Annotated in this window: 15 protein-coding genes; 6 read left to right on the top strand and 9 right to left on the bottom strand. The window is 67.3% G+C overall.

Annotated elements, in window-relative coordinates; genetic code table 11:
- The first annotated feature begins 147 nt into the window (after positions 1-147).
- Positions 148-1,578 carry a helix-turn-helix domain-containing protein gene (locus ABIC32_RS14410; RefSeq protein ID WP_354074645.1) on the top strand — a complete coding sequence of 477 codons (1,431 nt, stop codon included), beginning with the start codon at positions 148-150 and terminating at the stop codon, positions 1,576-1,578.
- Positions 1,579-1,581: 3 nt separating this feature from the next.
- Here ABIC32_RS14410 and ABIC32_RS14405 read toward each other — a convergent pair whose 3' ends face one another.
- The 5 genes from ABIC32_RS14405 to petA form a co-directional block, all read right to left on the bottom strand.
- On the bottom strand, positions 1,582-3,222 hold the full coding sequence (locus ABIC32_RS14405; RefSeq protein ID WP_354074644.1) for a M28 family peptidase: 1,641 nt from the start codon (positions 3,220-3,222) through the stop codon (positions 1,582-1,584).
- A gap of 72 nt (positions 3,223-3,294) precedes the next feature.
- Positions 3,295-4,962 (bottom strand): M28 family metallopeptidase, encoded by a 1,668-nt coding sequence (locus ABIC32_RS14400; RefSeq protein WP_354074643.1) that lies wholly within the window; start codon positions 4,960-4,962, stop codon positions 3,295-3,297.
- Between the two features lie 152 nt (positions 4,963-5,114).
- Entirely contained in the window at positions 5,115-5,990 is an 876-nt protein-coding gene (locus tag ABIC32_RS14395) for a cytochrome c1 (protein ID WP_200932931.1), read from the bottom strand.
- A 5-nt stretch (positions 5,991-5,995) separates the two neighbouring features.
- Positions 5,996-7,300 carry a cytochrome b gene (locus ABIC32_RS14390; RefSeq protein ID WP_354074642.1) on the bottom strand — a complete coding sequence of 435 codons (1,305 nt, stop codon included), beginning with the start codon at positions 7,298-7,300 and terminating at the stop codon, positions 5,996-5,998.
- Between the two features lie 16 nt (positions 7,301-7,316).
- Positions 7,317-7,874, bottom strand: a complete 558-nt coding sequence (gene petA, locus ABIC32_RS14385) for a ubiquinol-cytochrome c reductase iron-sulfur subunit (RefSeq protein WP_045810115.1) — start codon at positions 7,872-7,874, stop codon at positions 7,317-7,319.
- Between the two features lie 194 nt (positions 7,875-8,068).
- On the opposite strand from petA, the gene ABIC32_RS14380 reads away from it, so the two are divergent.
- Positions 8,069-8,524 carry a tRNA (cytidine(34)-2'-O)-methyltransferase gene (locus ABIC32_RS14380; RefSeq protein ID WP_354074641.1) on the top strand — a complete coding sequence of 152 codons (456 nt, stop codon included), beginning with the start codon at positions 8,069-8,071 and terminating at the stop codon, positions 8,522-8,524.
- On the opposite strand, the gene ABIC32_RS14375 is transcribed toward ABIC32_RS14380, so the two are convergent.
- Positions 8,515-9,774, bottom strand: a complete 1,260-nt coding sequence (locus tag ABIC32_RS14375; protein WP_354074640.1) for a dipeptidase — start codon at positions 9,772-9,774, stop codon at positions 8,515-8,517. The genes ABIC32_RS14380 and ABIC32_RS14375 overlap by 10 nt on opposite strands.
- Positions 9,775-9,877: 103 nt before the next feature.
- Here ABIC32_RS14375 and hemF point away from each other — a divergent pair, with 103 nt between their 5' ends.
- A complete protein-coding gene (gene hemF / locus ABIC32_RS14370) occupies positions 9,878-10,759 on the top strand; it encodes an oxygen-dependent coproporphyrinogen oxidase (protein ID WP_354074750.1) in 882 nt (293 codons plus the stop codon).
- Here the strand turns inward: hemF and ABIC32_RS14365 are convergent.
- A complete protein-coding gene (locus ABIC32_RS14365) occupies positions 10,756-11,631 on the bottom strand; it encodes a LysR family transcriptional regulator (RefSeq protein ID WP_354074639.1) in 876 nt (291 codons plus the stop codon). The two genes, hemF and ABIC32_RS14365, sit on opposite strands and share 4 nt — an antisense overlap.
- Before the next feature lie 79 nt (positions 11,632-11,710).
- Between ABIC32_RS14365 and ABIC32_RS14360 the strand changes: the two genes are divergently transcribed.
- Positions 11,711-12,769 carry a YeiH family protein gene (locus tag ABIC32_RS14360; protein WP_354074749.1) on the top strand — a complete coding sequence of 353 codons (1,059 nt, stop codon included), beginning with the start codon at positions 11,711-11,713 and terminating at the stop codon, positions 12,767-12,769.
- Here ABIC32_RS14360 and ABIC32_RS14355 read toward each other — a convergent pair.
- Positions 12,766-13,497, bottom strand: coding sequence for a glutamine amidotransferase-related protein (locus ABIC32_RS14355; protein ID WP_354074638.1), 732 nt, complete (start codon positions 13,495-13,497; stop codon positions 12,766-12,768). The genes ABIC32_RS14360 and ABIC32_RS14355 overlap by 4 nt on opposite strands.
- A 22-nt stretch (positions 13,498-13,519) precedes the next feature.
- Positions 13,520-14,335, bottom strand: a complete 816-nt coding sequence (rlmJ, locus tag ABIC32_RS14350) for a 23S rRNA (adenine(2030)-N(6))-methyltransferase RlmJ (RefSeq protein WP_354074637.1) — start codon at positions 14,333-14,335, stop codon at positions 13,520-13,522.
- A 91-nt stretch (positions 14,336-14,426) separates the two neighbouring features.
- On the opposite strand from rlmJ, the gene ABIC32_RS14345 reads away from it, so the two are divergent.
- Together ABIC32_RS14345 and ABIC32_RS14340 are read left to right on the top strand one after the other, a co-directional pair.
- A complete protein-coding gene (locus ABIC32_RS14345; protein WP_354074636.1) occupies positions 14,427-14,771 on the top strand; it encodes a hypothetical protein in 345 nt (114 codons plus the stop codon).
- Positions 14,771-15,793, top strand: coding sequence for a DNA topoisomerase IB (locus ABIC32_RS14340; protein ID WP_354074635.1), 1,023 nt, complete (start codon positions 14,771-14,773; stop codon positions 15,791-15,793). Before ABIC32_RS14345 ends, ABIC32_RS14340 begins: the two co-directional genes overlap by 1 nt.
- Positions 15,794-15,809: the final 16 nt, after the last annotated feature.

Below are 15,809 nucleotides of genomic sequence, written 5' to 3'. Positions count from 1 at the left end.
CGGTCTCTGAAGGGCGCGGCCGCAGCCGCCGTCTCGGAGACAAGAACACGCACCGGTCAAAACTGATACAGACCGAACCCCATCAACGAAGTCATCTTGTCATACTATGACGTTGCCTATTCGGTCACGTTGTGACATCGTGCGGTGATGAACACCGCCGCTGACCGCAAGCTGTTTCTGGGCGCCCGGCTCAAGCGGCTGCGGCGCGATCTGGGGCTGACCCAGACCGCCATGGCTGCCGACCTGGACGTTTCTCCAAGCTATCTCAATCACATAGAACGCAACCAGCGTCCGGTTTCAGCTCAGCTGCTGCTGCGACTGGCGGACACCTATGACGTCGATCTGCGCGCCCTGAATCAGGGTGGCGCGGCGGATGAGGCGCGTCTCACGGAGATCCTGACCGACCCGCTGTTTAAGGGTTTGTCCGCCCCCCGGCATGAACTGGTGCAGCTGTTGGAAGAGGCGCCCGGTGTGGCCGACGCCCTGCTGCGCCTCTATCAGGCCTTCGACGACGGCCGCACGCGTGCCCGCGCCGCCGCCGAGACGGGCGAAAGCCCGATCGAGACCAGCCCGGCCGAATGGGTGCGCGAATACATCCAGTCGCGCGGCAACCATTTTCCCGAACTGGACCAGATGGGCGAGGCCCTGTCCGATGCCCTGTCCGCCGAGGTGCCCGCCCACGCCGACGGCTTCGAACCCGCCGCCCGTCATCGGCTGGCGGCCCTGCACGATCTGGGCGTCCGCACCCTGCCGGCCGAGGTCATGGTGGAATGGACCCGCCGCTACGACCTGCACCGCCGCCGGCTGTTGCTGTCGGAAACCCTGGGGCCGTCCTCACGCGCCTTCGCCATCGCCTATCAACTGGCCCTGGCCGAGCAAGGACCGGCGCTCAACGCGCTGGCAGAGGCCGCGAACGCCCCGGACGCGCCCACTCGATCGCTGCTGAAGGTCGCCCTGACCAACACCCTCGCCGCCGCGACCCTTATGCCCTACGCCCCCTTCCAACGGGCGGCGGAAGAAACGCGCTATGATCTGGCTCGGCTCCAGGCCCGGTTCGGCGTCAGCTACGAACAGGCCGCGCACCGCCTGACCACCCTGTCACGCCCCACCGCGCGCGGCGTGCCCTTCTTCCTGATGCGGGTCGATCAGGCGGGCAACATCTCCAAACGCTATGCGGCGGGCGCCTTTCCCTTCTCGCGTTTCGGCGGCGCCTGCCCGCGCTGGCGGCTGCATTCGGCCTTCCGCACGCCGGGCCGCATCGTCACCCAGATCATCGAGACTCCAGACGGCGCCCGCTGGTTCACCTTCGCCCGCACGGTCGAGCGGCAAGGCCACGACGGTTATGATGAGCGCCACGACCTCGCCGTCGGCCTGGGTTGCGAACTGCGTCACGCGCATCGCTTGGCCTACGCCCACGGCATCGACCTGCAGAACCCCGAGGTCACGCCCATCGGCCCGGCCTGCCGCCTGTGTCACCGTCACCCCTGCGCCGAACGCGCCGCCGCCCCCATCGACCGCCCGCTGGCGGTCGATGACTGGTCCAAGTCCGTCAGCCCCTATCCGTTCGGCGCGGCCTGAGGCCTAGCGCCTCTGATCGGCCGTGCGGTCGCGGATGGCGTTGAACTCGGCCGTCGGCTTCCACGCAGGCCAGCTCTCGCTGTCGGCCACCGTCAGCCCCAGCCGATACAGCAGGTCCAGGTTCTGCAAGGCGGCCGTGAAGTCGTAGTCGGCCCGCCATTCATCGGTCAGCTTGTGATAATATTTGGCCATCGCGCCCTCGTAATAGAGCTTGCCCGCCTCGATCCCGCCCTCGACGAAATCGCGGCCCGTCCACGGCATCAGGGCCGGCACCCCGCCGGCCGCGAAGTTGAAGTGGTCGGAGCGATAGTAGAAGCCTTCCTCCGGATAGCCGTCGCCCGTCACCACCCGCCCCTGCACGGCCGCAAACCGGCCCAGGATGTCCTCCAGCTCTGACTTGCCGACGCCGAACACCGCCACGTCGCGCGTCGCTGGCGTGAAGGGCAGCATGTCGATGTTGATGTCCGCCGCCGTCTTGGCCAGCGGATAGACCGGATCGGCGGCATAGGCCTCCGACCCCAGCAGCCCCTGCTCCTCGGCCGTGACGTGCAGGAAGACCACGGTGCGCTTCGGCGCCGGTCCAGCCTTGAACGCCCGCGCCATCTCGATCAGACCGGCCGTCCCCGATGCATTGTCCCAGGCGCCGTTGAAGATGTCGTCGCCCTCGGCATTGGGCGTCCGGGCCTTGCCGACGTGATCCCAGTGGGCGGAATAGAAGACGTATTCGTCAGGCCGCTCGGTGCCGGGGATCTTGGCCAGCAGGTTGTTGGAGTGGATGACCTCGGTGGTCTCGACGATATCAACGCTGAGCCGTGCGCCCAGATCCAGAACGCCCCCCAAGGCGGTCGTCTTCGCCCGCTCGACGGCGGCTTCCAGGGGCGCGCCGCCGATCGCCGTCGCCGTGGCCATGTTGATGGATCCGCTAAAACGCGGGTCCTGCGCGCCCTTGACCGTCATCTGCGGCCGCGTCGCCCCGCCCACGGCGCGACGCCAGCGGTTGTCCTGGTCCTGAAGCGTGATGACGCCCACGGCTCCGCGCTTCAGCGCCTCCTGGGTCTTGTGCGTGGTCGAGCCGTAGAAGTTGGGATCCTCGCCCATCACCGTCGGCTGGCCGCGCAGAATGACCACGACCTTGCCGGTCAGGTCCGCATTGCCATAGTCTTCCCATGTCGGCCCCGAAATGCCGTAACCGGCGAAAACCAGTGGCGCCTCGGCCGTCACGACAGGTTCCGCCGACCCGGCCCGCAGGGTGATGTCCGTCCCGGAAACCAGCGGATGCGACACGCCGTCCGCCCCGGTCCAGGACGCCGTCGGCGCCCGCTCCGGCGTGAACCGCACCAGATCGACGGGCTGCAGCCACAATCCGTCGCGCCCGCCCGGCTCCAGCCCCATCGCCTCATACTGCGCCTGCAGATAGGCCAGGGTCAGCCGTTCGCCGATCAGGCCGGGAAACCGCCCCTCCAACTCGTCCGACGCCAGATATTTGATGTGGTCCGACAGGCGCTGGGCGCTGAACTGAGGCGTCGCGGCCGAGGCCACGGCGAAAGCGTCCAGCTTCGGCGCCGGAGATGCGACCGGCGTCGTCGCGCAGGCGGCGAGTGCAAGCGCCGCGAGGGCGATGAGGGGTGAACGGCGATGGATCATTGAACTGACTCGACAGGCGGAATGGCAAAGGGGCGGAGATCCCTCTCCGCCCCATCTCGATTTGTAAAAAGACTAGCGGCGTTCGGACGCGGTCGTGGCGCGCACCGGCGCGAACTCTGAGCCCGACTTCCACTGCGGCCAGTCGCGACCGTTCGCCAGGGCGCGACCGACATCGTAGAAGACGGTCAGGTCCTCGATCATGCCGCTGTAGTCCCAGTCGGGCGACCATTCGTCCGCCGCCTGGTGATAGCGTTTGGCGCCGTATTCCGACCGCGCCGCCTCGCGCGCGGCGATCGGCTCGTCGCGGAATTCGCCCCGGCTGCCGGCATAGGCCATCGGCACGCCGCGCTTGGCCAGCGGGAAGTGGTCCGAACGGTAATAGGTGCCGGCCGCATTCTCGTAGTCCGGGACCAGTGCTCGCCCTTGCGGCTGGGCCGCCGCCGCCAGACGCTCGTCGAAGTCCGACTGGCCATATCCGGTGACGCCCAGCCCCGTGACGCGGCCATAGACGTTCATGGAGTCCATGTTGAACCCGCCCACCGTCTTGGCCAGCGGATAGACCGGGTTCACCGCATAGTATTCCGAGCCCAGCAGGCCGCTTTCCTCGCCGGTGAAGCTGATCATCACGATCGAGCGCTCGGTGCGCGGCGCGCGACCGAACATGCGCGCCAGTTCCAGCAGCCCCGCCGTGCCCGAGGCATTGTCCACCGCCCCGTTGAAGATGCGGTCGCCGGTCGCATCCGGCTCGCCCATGCCGATGTGATCCCAGTGGGCGGTATAGAGGATCGTCTCGTCCGGATGAGTCGCGCCCGGCAGGCGGGCGATGACGTTGTGGCTGGTGACCTGATTGGTGGCCACGTCGAACTCGGTCGAGAAGGATGCGCCGGGCAAGGCGACCGGCTGGAAGTCACGGCTGCGCGCCTGGACCTTCAGCGCGTCGAAATCCAGACCCGCGCGACGGAACAGGTCGACCGCCACGTCACGCTGGATCCAGCCCTCCATCGGCACGCGCTCCGCCGCCGCATTTTGGCGCAGGATGTCGAACTGCGACACGCCCCAGGAGTTGGCGACCGTCTGCCAGCCGTAAGACGCCGGCGCCGTCTCGTGCACGATCAGCACGCCCGCCGCGCCCTGTTTGGCCGCTTCTTCGTATTTGTAGGTCCAGCGGCCGTAATAGGTCATGGCCTTACCGCCGAAGGTGTTCAGCGCCGGCTCCTCGAAGTCGGCGTCATTGACCAGCACCACCAGGATCTTGCCTCGCAGGTCCTGGCCCTTGAAGTCGTTCCACTGCCGCTCGGGCGCATTGATGCCATAGCCGACGAAGACCAGCGGGGCGTCCTTCAGGCTGACGTGTTCGGCCGGGCGACGGGTCGAGATGGCGACCTCGCGGCCTTGCATCATCGGCAGGGTCCAGTCGCCCAGCTTCAGCGAGGCCCGCACATTGGACTGGGTAAAGCGGTTCAGGATCACGTCCTGCGTCCACTGGCCGTTCGGCCCACCCGGCTCGAACCCAGCGGCGGCGTAGCCTTCGCTCAGATACCGGATGACCTTTTCCTCGGCCGGTATGGCGATGCCCCTGCCCTCGAAGCTGTCGTCCGACAGCGTCTTGATGTCCTGCGAGATCCGCGCCGCATCGAAAGTCGGGACGGTGTGAACCGCAGCAGGATTGGACGCCGTGGCGCAGGCGGACAAGGCGGCGCTCGCCAACAGAACGGCGGCGAAAGAAGAGACAAGACGCATGAACTGAAGGCCCCACAGCCGGAAACGATACGCGACCCTAGGGGGCGAACTTCTCCCTGTCGATGCTGCGTCCCGGACCTTTCGTCGCAAACGAAAAAGCCCGCCAAGGCGAACCTTGGCGGGCTTACGAGTTCGATCCCGCAGCGTAGCCCTTAGTGGGCGACGCCCTTCCAGATGCGGCGGTAGGCGACATAGGTGATGCCGGCGAACAGCAGCAGATAGATCATCACGCCCAGACCGGCCTGCTTGCGCTCGACCATCTTCGGCTCGGACGTCCAGGCGATGAAGGCCGCGACGTCCTTGGCGTATTGATCGACCGTCTGCGGCGAGCCGTCGTCATAGGTCACCTGACCGTTCTGAAGCGGCGGCGGCATGGCGATGAAGCCGCCGGGCGGAACGTCCTTGTGGTCGCCCGTCCAGAACGGCGTCAGGTCGCCGGCCATATAGGGGTTGTAGTGCTGACCCTCGCGGATCTGCAGGCCGGCCGGCGCGGCCTTGTAGCCCGACAGCAGCGAATAGATGTAGTTCGCGCCGTCGTGACGGGCCTTGGCCATGACCGAAAGGTCGGGCGGCGCGGCGCCGCCATTGCCCGCCGCCGCCGCCGTGGCGTTGGGATAGGGGGCGCGGAACTTGTCGGCGGGCGTGGCGTCACGCTGGATCGCCTCGCCGGTCTCGCTGTCGATGTCGCCGACCTGGTTTTCCTTGGCCAGAGCCTTCACGACGGGGTTGTCGTTCGGGTTCGGATACTTCGGATTCCAGAACGGCCCATGACGGTCGCCCAAGTTCCGATAGTGCATCAGGTTCATGCTGTGACAGGCGGCGCAGACCTCGTGATAGACCTTGTAGCCGCGTTGCAGCTGGCCCTGGTCATAGGTGCCGAACGGCCCCTCGAAGCTGAACCCGCCCGAACGCGGATGGGCGGCGGCGCCCGACGCCATGGCGGGAGCGGCTGCGCTCAACAGACCCAGCGCGATGGCGGCCGAGGCGATGATCGTCTTGAACGACACGGTCTTCATTCCAATCGTCATGATTTTCAGACCTTGTGCTCGAGGGCGCCGGCGCCGGTCAGGACCGGCTCGGAGATCGTCGCCGGGATCGGCAGCGGCTGCTCCTTCAACCCGACCAACGGCATGATGATCAGGAAGAATACGAAGTAGTAGAGGGTGAAGACCCGCGTCAGCCACAGGTAGGAGTTCAGGTCGCCGTCGATCAGGGTGAAGGTCTTGAACGACCCTATCACCGGCGCGTCAGGCAGCTGACCACCGCACCAGCCCAGGCCCACGCCCACCACCAGGAAGATGATGAAGAAGGTCCGCATCGTCGGGCGATAGCGCATCGAGCGCACCTTGGACGTATCCAGCCAGGGCAGGACGAACAGCACGCCGATGGCGCTGAACATCGCCACCACGCCGCCGAACTTGTCCGGGATGGCGCGCAGGATCGCGTAGAAGGGCAGCATGTACCACTCGGGCACAATGTGCGCCGGCGTCTGCAGCGGGTTGGCCGGAATGTAGTTGTCGGCGTGGCCCAGAGCGTTCGGCTGATAGAAGACGAAGATGGCGAACAGGATCAGGAACAGGATTATCGCAAAGCCGTCCTTGACCGTGAAATACGGGTGGAAGGGCAGCGTGTCCTTCTTCTCCCGATCCTTCGGGATCAGGATGCCGACCGGGTTGTTCTGACCGGCCGAGTGCAGCGCCCAGAGGTGCAGCACGACGCAGCCCAGGATGGCGAAGGGCAGCAGATAGTGCAGCGAGAAGAAGCGGTTCAGCGTCGCATTGTCGATCGCCGGGCCGCCGCGCAGCCAGATCAGGATCGGCTCGCCCAGCACCGGGATGGCGCCGATCAGGTTGGTGATGACTTCCGCGCCCCAGAACGACATCTGGCCCCAAGGCAGGACGTAGCCCAGGAAGGCGGTGGCGATCATCAGGAAGAAGATCACGCAGCCGATGATCCAGATCATCTCGCGCGGCGCCTTGTACGAGCCGTAGTAGAGGCCGCGCAGCATGTGCAGATAGACGGCGATGAAGAACATCGACGCGCCGTTGGCGTGGACATAACGGATCAGCCAGCCGCCGTTGACGTCGCGCATGATGCGCTCGACCGAGGCGAAGGCCAGGTCGACGTTCGGCGTATAGTGCATGGCCAGGACGATGCCGGTGACGATCTGCGTCATCAGGCACAGGGCCAGGATCCCGCCGAAGGTCCACCAGTAGTTCAGGTTCCGCGGCGTCGGCAGGGACATGTAATCCGCGCCGAAACGGATGATCGGCAGCCGGGTGTCCAGCCACTTCTCGACGCCCGTCTTCGGGACGTAGGTGCTCTCGTGATCGCTCATGATTCCCCCTTGGTCCTCAGCCGATCTTGACGCGGGTGTCGGACAGATAATCGTATTCCGGCACCACCAGGTTCAGGGGCGCCGGCCCCTTACGAATGCGGCCGGAGGCGTCGTAGTGCGAGCCGTGGCAGGGGCAGAACCAGCCGCCGTAATCGCCCGCGCCGAAGGTCGGCACGCAACCCAGGTGCGTGCACGAACCGATGACGACCAAATATTTCTCGTGACCAGGCTTGGTGCGCTCGGCGTCGGTCTGGGGCTGTTTCAGGTCCGGGGCGTGATCGTCCGCGATGACCTTCTGCAGCTCGGCCGGGGTGCGGTAACGCACGAACACCGGCTTGCCCTGCCATTTGATGACGACCTGCTGACCTTCCTGAACCTTGGTCAGGTCGAACTCGATCGACGCCAGCGCCAGCGTATCGGCCGCCGGATTCATCTGGTTGATCAGCGGCCAGGCGATCATGGCGCCCGCGCCGACCGCTGCGGCGCCCGCCGCGATGTAGATAAAGTCCCGACGATTGGGATCACCGCCCTCAGGGCTGTGACCGTCTTCCGTATGCACGACCGATTCGGCCACGTTTCCACCTCTCGAACGCCGCAGAAGACCCCCAAGGGCGTCCCCAGCCACGGCACGAACCAACAAAAGACGCCGGGAATCCCCGACGGCCCGTGACTTGCGCCGCGTTGGACGCAAGCTGCTGACGTTTCTTGCGAAACGCTCGCAAACAGACCGCGACAAACCCCCTCGCCGCGCGTATGTCAGGCCTTAGAATGCGTCTCGCCCTTTTTCAACCGGACATTCCTCAGAACGTCGGAGCCTGCATCCGATTGTCGGCCTGTTTCGGCGTCGATTTGCATGTGATCGAGCCGACGGGCTTCCGTTTCGACGACCGCGCCATGAAGCGCGCGGCCCTCGACTACGGCCCACTGTCCCACATGACCCGCCACGCCGATTGGGAGGCCTTCCAGGCGGATCGTCCGGCCGGGCGGCTGGTGCTGCTTACGACCAAGGGCGCGACGCCCCTGCCCGATTTCATCTTCCAGCCTGACGACACTCTGCTGTTCGGCAAGGAAAGCGCCGGCGCCCCCGACTACGTCCACGCCGCCGCCGACGCGCGTGTCGTCGTGCCGCTGCGACCCGACGCCCGCTCGCTGAACCTGTCGGTCACAGCCGGAATCGCCCTTTGGGAAAGCCTGCGCCAGACGGGCGCCGTCGGTCAGTTCTGAGCCGAAGCGGGCTCCTGCCGCGCCATCGACGGCCGCTCGCCGGCCTTTGACGCCGCGACGGCCTCGACCGACCGCATGACCCGCAGCAGGTTCTCGCCGGCGATCTTGCGGATGGCGGCCTCGGTCCAGCCCGCCGCCATCAGGGCCGCCAGGATACGTGGATAGGCGTCCACCCCGCCCATGCCTTCCGGCAGGCTGCCGATGCCGTCGAAGTCGGCGCCCAGGCCGACATGGTCGATGCCCGCCACTTCGCGCACGTGCTGAATATGCGCCACCACGTCGGCCAGCGTCGCTTGGGGCGTCGGATTGGCGGCGGTCCAGGCGGTCAGCCCGGCCTCCACCGCGCCGGGATCGCCGGGGTTCAGGGTCTTCAGCCGCGCCTCCTCGCCCGCCTTGGCCCCGTTCCAGGCCCGCACCGCCTCGGACACGAAGCCGGGGGCCAGGTTGATCATTACGATGCCGCCGTCCTGCGGCATCATCCGCAGCACCCGATCCGGCACGTTGCGCGGATGATCCGTGACCGCCCGCGCCGACGAATGGGAGAAGATCACCGGCGCATCGGACACGCGCATGGCGTCCAGCATCGTCTCCTCGGAGACGTGGCTGAGGTCGACCATCATGCCCAGCCGGTTCATCTCCTTGACCACCGCCTCGCCGAACGGGCTGAGCCCGCCCCACTTCGGCGCGTCCGTCGCGCTGTCGGCCCAGGTCGTGGTCTTGGAGTGGGTCAGGGTCATGTAGCGTGCGCCGGCCCGGTAGAACTCGCGCAGCAGGGCCAGGGAATCGTCGATCGAATAGCCGCCCTCCATCCCGATCAGGCTGGCGATCCGGCCCGACTTGAACACCGCATCCACCTCGTCCGCCGTGGTCGCCAGGCCGAAGGTGTCGGGATGGGCGGCGATGATGCGCTTGGCCGTGTCGATCTGCTCAAAGGTTTCCTCGACCGCCTCCAGCGGCGTCAGGCTGGCGGGCACATAGACGGACCAGAACTGCCCTCCGACGCCCCCGGCCCGCAGGCGCGCGATGTCAGTATGCAGTTTGGTCGATGCCGCCAGATTCCTCGTCAGATCAACGGCGTAAACGTCGTTTCCATATTGCTGTCGCAGCGCCCACGGCAGGTCGTTGTGCCCGTCGATCAGCGGCGTGGTCTTCAGAATCTCCATCACACGCGCCTCATCGGCGTCCTGAGCGTGGGCCACCCCTCCCAGCGCGAGCGATACGACGGCGACGGAGACGAGACGGCGGATCATGAATGGGCTTCCTGAAAACGGCAGACAGCCATTAGCGCCCGCGATTCTGCTTATGACAACCTGTCCGGATGACGCCGCCGCCGCGACGTGGTTCAAGCGCGCCATGAGCGACGCCGTCTTCTCCGATCCGCTCGACCTGAAGAAGGTCGAGACCCGCGCCTGGTTCGAACATCTGCGCGACCGCATCCATGCCGCCTTCGAGGCGCTGGAGGATGCCGCCCCCGCCGACCTGTTCCCCGGCGAGCCCGGTCGCTTCGTCCGCACCGCATGGGAACGGCCCGAGGGCGGCGGCGGCGTCATGGGCATGATGCACGGCCGCCTGTTCGAAAAGGTCGGCGTCCACGTCTCGACGGTGCATGGCGCCTTTCCCCCCGACTACGCCAAGAACGTGCCCGGCGCCGACGTCGATCCGCGCTTCTTCGCGACGGGGATCAGCCTGATCTGCCACCCCGTCAGCCCGCGCATTCCAGCCGTTCATATGAACACGCGCTTCATCGCCACGACCAAGAGCTGGTTCGGCGGCGGCGGCGACCTGACGCCCGTGCTGATGGCGGATCGTTGTCAGGATCACCCCGACACCGTCGCCTTCCACGCGGCCATGCAGGCCGCCTGCGACGCCCACGACCCGACCTGGCACGCCAAATACAAGGCCTGGTGCGACGAGTATTTCTATCTGCCCCACCGCAAGGAGCCGCGCGGCACAGGCGGGGTCTTCTATGACCATCACGACAGCGGCGACTATGACCGCGACTTCGCCTTCACCCGCGACATCGGCCTGGCCTTCCTGGACGTCTATCCCCGCATCGTCGCCGGCCGCATGGCCGAGCCCTGGACGGCCGAGGAACGTGAGGAACAGCTGATCCGCCGGGGCCGCTACGTCGAGTTCAACCTGCTCTACGACCGCGGCACCATGTTCGGGCTGAAGACGGGCGGGAACGTCGATTCGATCCTGTCGTCCATGCCGCCGGTGGTGAAGTGGCCCTAGCCCATCGCCTCGACAAACACGTCACCGGCCCGACTGCGATACCGTTCGCGGTGTCGTAACAGGCGAAACGGTCGCTCGGGCAGGGTGAAGGGCGCCGTCACCAGCCGCCCTGCGGCCACCGACGCATAGGCCACGCTTTCCGACAGGGCCGTGGCCCCCGCCCCCACCTCGGCCGCCGCCAGCACGGCTTCGTTCGACGGCAGGGTCATCGACACCGACAGGGTCGCGGGATCGACCCCCATGTCCCGCACCGCCGCCTCCAGCGTCGATCGCGTGCCCGATCCGACTTCGCGCAACACCCATGGCTGGCCCGCCAGATCCTTAGCCTCCAGCCGACGTCGCGTCGCCCACGGATGGTCCGGCGTCACCAGCACGGCCAGCCGATCCGACCCCACCTGAACCTGCGACAGGGCCGGTTCTTCCACAGCCCCCTCGACCAGGCCGATCTCGGCGGTGCCGCTCAGCACCGCCTGCGCCGCCTCGCGCGTATTGCCGATCTCGACCGCCAGTTCGACGCCCGGATATGCCGTATGGAAATCCACCAGCCGGCGCGGCAGCCAGTAGCTGGCGATGGTCTGGCTGGCGAACACCGCCAGACGCCCGCGCCGCAGGGCGCTCATGTCCGCCAGCGCCGCCTCGGCCGCCGCCGCCCGCGCCAGCACCGCCTTGGCTTCAGGCAGAAAGGCGCGGCCGGTTTCGTTCAGCACCACGCCACGCCCGACCCGATCGAACAGCCGCACGTCATGCTCGGCCTCCAGAGCGGCGATGGCGTTCGACACGGCCGACTGCGTCAGGTTCAGCGCTCGTGCCGCCGCCGTCACGTGATCACGCTCGGCGACGGCGACGAAGATGCGCAGGCGTTCCAAGGTCACGACTGATCTCCAGATCGGATCAAAACGACCATAACTATCCGTTGGACCGCCGTCGAGGGCAGGCGCATCACGCTTGGCGATGAAGTCCACCGCCCTGCCCGCCCCGCTTCACGCCCCCGCACTGGCGTCGACGACAGCGTTCGCGCGCAAAATCCGGCCCGGCGTCCTGCTGTGCCTGCTGGTCACGCTGGCGGCCATCGGCCTGACCAGCATCGAGCGCGACGTGATCGGCCATGTCTGGCTGGAGCCGCTGGTGCTGGCCATCCTGCTGGGCGCCGCCGTCCGCACCGCCTGGACGCCCGATACGCGGTTCAAAGTCGGGATCGACTTCTCGGCCAAGACCCTGCTGGAGGTCGCGGTGGTTCTGCTCGGCGCCTCGGTCAGCGCCGCCACCCTGTCGTCGCTGGGCGTCGGCTTCGTCCTGGGCATCTTCGCCCTGGTCGCGCTCGCCATCGTCGTCGGTTTCGGCGTCGGTCGCGCCCTGGGCCTGAACCCGCGCATGGCCCTGCTGGTCGCCTGCGGCAACGCCATCTGCGGCAACTCCGCCATCGCCGCCGTCGCCCCCGTCATCGACGCCGACGGGAAAGAGGTCGCCGCCTCCATCGCCTTCACCGCCGTGCTCGGCGTGATCGTGGTCCTGGCCCTGCCCCTGCTGGGCGGCCTGATCCATCTGAACGGCCTGCAATATGGCGCCCTGGCCGGTCTGACCGTCTATGCGGTGCCGCAGGTTCTGGCCGCCGCCGCGCCCTTCGGCGCGGTCGCCACTCAAACCGGCACGGTGGTCAAGTTGGTGCGAGTGCTGATGCTCGGCCCTGTCATCCTCGCCCTGTCGCTGATCTTCCGCGACCGCGCGCCCGGCGCCGCAAGGCCCGGTCTGTCGCGCCTGCTCCCGTGGTTCATCATAGGCTTCCTGGTGATGATCGGCCTGCGTTCGTTTGACCTGATCCCGCAGGCCGCACTGGCGCCCATGGCCGCTGCCTCCAGTCTGCTGACGGTCGTCGCCATGGCCGCCCTGGGTCTGCAAACCGACATCCGCGCCGTCGCCCGCGCCGGCGGCCGCGTCGTCGGCGCCGTCATCCTGTCGCTAGGCTCCTTGGTCGTGCTGGCGCTGGCGCTGATCCGGCTGCTGGGACTCTAGATCCCGCTGCCGTAATCCTCGACCGGCGGCGGCGTCAGCAGCAGGAAGGCGCGGATCCAAGCGGTCAGCACCGCCCGGTCATTGGGTCGCTTCAGACTGTCGATCGCCTGATCCGCGAGATCATGCGGGATGCGCGCCCCGCGCCGTCCCTCGATCAGGGCCGCCGCATAGTCCGGCTGAAACTCCGGGTGACACTGGAACGAGATCGCATCGTCGCCCCAGGCCAGACCGGCGTAGGGCGTAAAGCCACTGGACGCGATCACCCGCGCATCGTCCGAAACCGCGACGACCTGATCCTGGTGCGACACGGGAATGGCGATCGTTCGCGCCCGCGGATGCATCCACGGCGCATCCTCGCGCACGTCATAGCGGTGCAGCCCCACGCCCCAGCCCTTGGGCGACTTCTCCACCACGCCGCCGAACGCATGGGCCAGCGCCTGATGCCCGAAACAGATGCCGACCAGCCGCGTCCGCCCCCGCGCCGCCCTCAGCCAATCGATCAGCTGCGGGATCCACGGCAGGTCGTCATAGACCCCCGCCGCCGACCCTGTGACGATGGCCCCCTGAAACGCGGAGGGATCGCCCGGCAGTTGCCCCGACTGCACGTCGAACCGCGTCGTCGGCACGCCCTCGCCCAGCAGGGCCCGGAACCGCGCCGGATAGTCATCGAAATCGTCCTTCAGATGCTCCGGCGGGTGTCCGGTTTCCAGAAGGGCGATGCGCGTCATGCGATCAACCTAGTGACCGCGGTCAGAAGGTCCAGACCTCGGCCCGTCCGCCCGCTTCGCCAAGCGCCCCCGCGACCCAGCCGCAGATCTCGTTCGCAGCCGCTTCCGCGCCCGCCGGCGGATTGACCACCACCATGGCGCAGCCGTTCATCTTCATCGGATTGGTCAGCGGCCTCAGCCGCGCCTCGGCGACCAGGGTCGGCCCCGCCTTGCCTTGCAGCCGCCGGATAAAGCCGTCGAAGGTCTCCAGATCCTTCAGCGGCGTCCAAATGGCCACCGTCGCCGTCGGATCGCGCCTCACCACCGAAATCGCGGTCTCGGCCGAGCGGATATAATCGTCGGGCTTTTCGAACGGCGGGTCGATCAGCACCAGCGGCCCGCGCACCGTCGCCGCCTCCGCCGCCACCGCCGCATAGCCGTCGCCCTCGCGCGCCTCGGCGTTCGCTCGCCCCGTCAGCGCCTCGGCCAGCATGGCCCGAACCGGCGGGTTCAACTCGAACCCAACGTAGCGACCGCCGGGCGTCAGCGCGTCCGCGATCAGCAACGGCGACCCCGGATAGAACCGCGCCCCGCCCTCAGGATTCAGCGCCGCCACCTCGGCCGCCAGCGCATCCATCAGCGGCGTCCGCCCGTCGGCGGACATCAGCCGCGCCACGCCGGCCTCGGCCTCCTTCGATCGCGCGCCGTCGCCTGACAGATCGTACAGCCCCGCCCCCGCATGGGTGTCGAACACCGTCAGCGGCCCCGACGCCTGCCGCGCCTTCACCAGCCACAGCACCAGGGCGTGCTTGACCAGGTCGGCGAAGTTTCCGGCGTGAAAGCTGTGGCGATAGTTCATGCCGCCTCGTCCCGCGCCCGGCCCGCGCGGTCAAGCGGAACTCGCGCGCCAGACACAGCGTTCGCCCCAAGTCCTTGTACGGAAAGATGCGATGGCCGCCAAAACGACCCTCACCGACGCGCAACGCAAGCCGCCTAAGGGCGTCGCGACCCAGGCCAAGCGCGGTCTCGATCTGCGCGACAAGCACGACCGGGGCGGCACCGAGGTCGGCGTGCGCCGCGCCCATCAGTTGGCGCATCAGAAGCCCGTCTCGGACAAGGACATCAAGGACATCTACAGCTACTTCGCCCGCCACTCCGTGGACAAGGACGGCAAGGGCTGGGCCAGCCGCACCGATCCTTCGGCCGGCTATATCGCCTGGCTGCTGTGGGGCGGCGACCCGGCCGAGCGCTGGATCAAACGGCTGCATGACCGCCTCGAAAAGGCGAACGGCTGATGGCCGACGGATCGCACGCCTTCGACATCGCCGCCGAAGTCCCCCAAGGCCTCAGCTATTGCAGCGACGAGTTTGCGGGCCTGACCCGCCGCCGCGCCGGCAAGGGCTGGTCGTATCGCGACGCCAAGGGCAAAACCGTCACCGATGCCAAGACCCTGGACCGCATCCGCGCCCTGGCTATTCCGCCCGCCTGGACCGACGTCTGGATCTGTCCCAAGGCCAACGGCCATATCCAGGCGACCGGTCGGGACGTGAAGGGCCGCAAACAATACCGCTATCACAACGACTGGAGCACGGCCCGCTCCGAGAACAAGTTCGACAAGCTGCCCGCCTTCTCGCGCAACCTGCCGAAACTGCGCGACAAGGTCGAACATGACCTGGCCCTTCGCGGCGTCTGTCGCGACAAGGTGCTGGCCACCGCCGTGCGCCTGCTAGAGATCACCCTGATCCGCGTCGGCAACTCAATCTACGCCAAACAGAACCGCAGCTACGGCCTGACGACCCTGCACAAGCGCCACATCGATGTGGACGGCGCGGCCCTGACGTTCGAGTTTCGAGGCAAGAGCGGCAAAGACCACAGTGTCAGCGTCAAAGACCGGCGCCTAGCCAAGGTCGTGCGGCAGCTGGAAGGCCTGCCCGGCCAGCAACTCTTCAAATACCGCGCGGCCGACGGCGCGCTGTGCCCGGTCGATTCCGACGACGTGAACGCCTACATCCGAGAGGCGATGGGCGAGCAGTTCTCGGCCAAGGACTTCCGCACCTGGGCCGGCACCGTCTCGGCGGCGCGGGCGCTGCGCGACACCGAGGCCCCGACCTCGCCCACCGACGCCAAGCGAAAGATCACCGTCTGCGTCAAGGCTGTCGCCGGCCTCTTGGGCAACACCCCCACCGTCTGCCGCGCTTCTTATGTCCACCCCAAGGTCTTCGCCCTGTTCGAAAGTGGTGAAATCGGCAACGCCTTGCCGGGCGCGGAGACCAAGGGGTTCGAAAAGGCGCTGATCAAACAGCTGCTGGCTGTCTGATCAGCAGCATTCGTCT

This window comes from Brevundimonas sp. 1080 (assembly GCF_040545985.1).
Classification (GTDB): domain Bacteria; phylum Pseudomonadota; class Alphaproteobacteria; order Caulobacterales; family Caulobacteraceae; genus Brevundimonas.
The sequence above is the reverse complement of the archived record's forward strand: the minus strand, read 5'-3'. Positions and strand labels throughout refer to the sequence as shown.

What these genes read in the sequence shown, in the direction of transcription:
- ABIC32_RS14410 (WP_354074645.1), top strand. Translation starts at nt 148, where the DNA reads ATGAACACCGCCGCTGACCGCAAGCTGTTTCTGGGCGCCCGGCTCAAG.
- ABIC32_RS14405 (WP_354074644.1), bottom strand. Translation starts at nt 3,222, where the DNA reads ATGATCCATCGCCGTTCACCCCTCATCGCCCTCGCGGCGCTTGCACTC.
- ABIC32_RS14400 (WP_354074643.1), bottom strand. Translation starts at nt 4,962, where the DNA reads ATGCGTCTTGTCTCTTCTTTCGCCGCCGTTCTGTTGGCGAGCGCCGCC.
- ABIC32_RS14395 (WP_200932931.1), bottom strand. Translation starts at nt 5,990, where the DNA reads ATGACGATTGGAATGAAGACCGTGTCGTTCAAGACGATCATCGCCTCG.
- ABIC32_RS14390 (WP_354074642.1), bottom strand. Translation starts at nt 7,300, where the DNA reads ATGAGCGATCACGAGAGCACCTACGTCCCGAAGACGGGCGTCGAGAAG.
- ABIC32_RS14380 (WP_354074641.1), top strand. Translation starts at nt 8,069, where the DNA reads ATGCGTCTCGCCCTTTTTCAACCGGACATTCCTCAGAACGTCGGAGCC.
- ABIC32_RS14375 (WP_354074640.1), bottom strand. Translation starts at nt 9,774, where the DNA reads ATGATCCGCCGTCTCGTCTCCGTCGCCGTCGTATCGCTCGCGCTGGGA.
- hemF (WP_354074750.1), top strand. Translation starts at nt 9,878, where the DNA reads ATGAGCGACGCCGTCTTCTCCGATCCGCTCGACCTGAAGAAGGTCGAG.
- ABIC32_RS14360 (WP_354074749.1), top strand. Translation starts at nt 11,711, where the DNA reads ATGAAGTCCACCGCCCTGCCCGCCCCGCTTCACGCCCCCGCACTGGCG.
- ABIC32_RS14355 (WP_354074638.1), bottom strand. Translation starts at nt 13,497, where the DNA reads ATGACGCGCATCGCCCTTCTGGAAACCGGACACCCGCCGGAGCATCTG.
- rlmJ (WP_354074637.1), bottom strand. Translation starts at nt 14,335, where the DNA reads ATGAACTATCGCCACAGCTTTCACGCCGGAAACTTCGCCGACCTGGTC.
- ABIC32_RS14345 (WP_354074636.1), top strand. Translation starts at nt 14,427, where the DNA reads ATGGCCGCCAAAACGACCCTCACCGACGCGCAACGCAAGCCGCCTAAG.
- ABIC32_RS14340 (WP_354074635.1), top strand. Translation starts at nt 14,771, where the DNA reads ATGGCCGACGGATCGCACGCCTTCGACATCGCCGCCGAAGTCCCCCAA.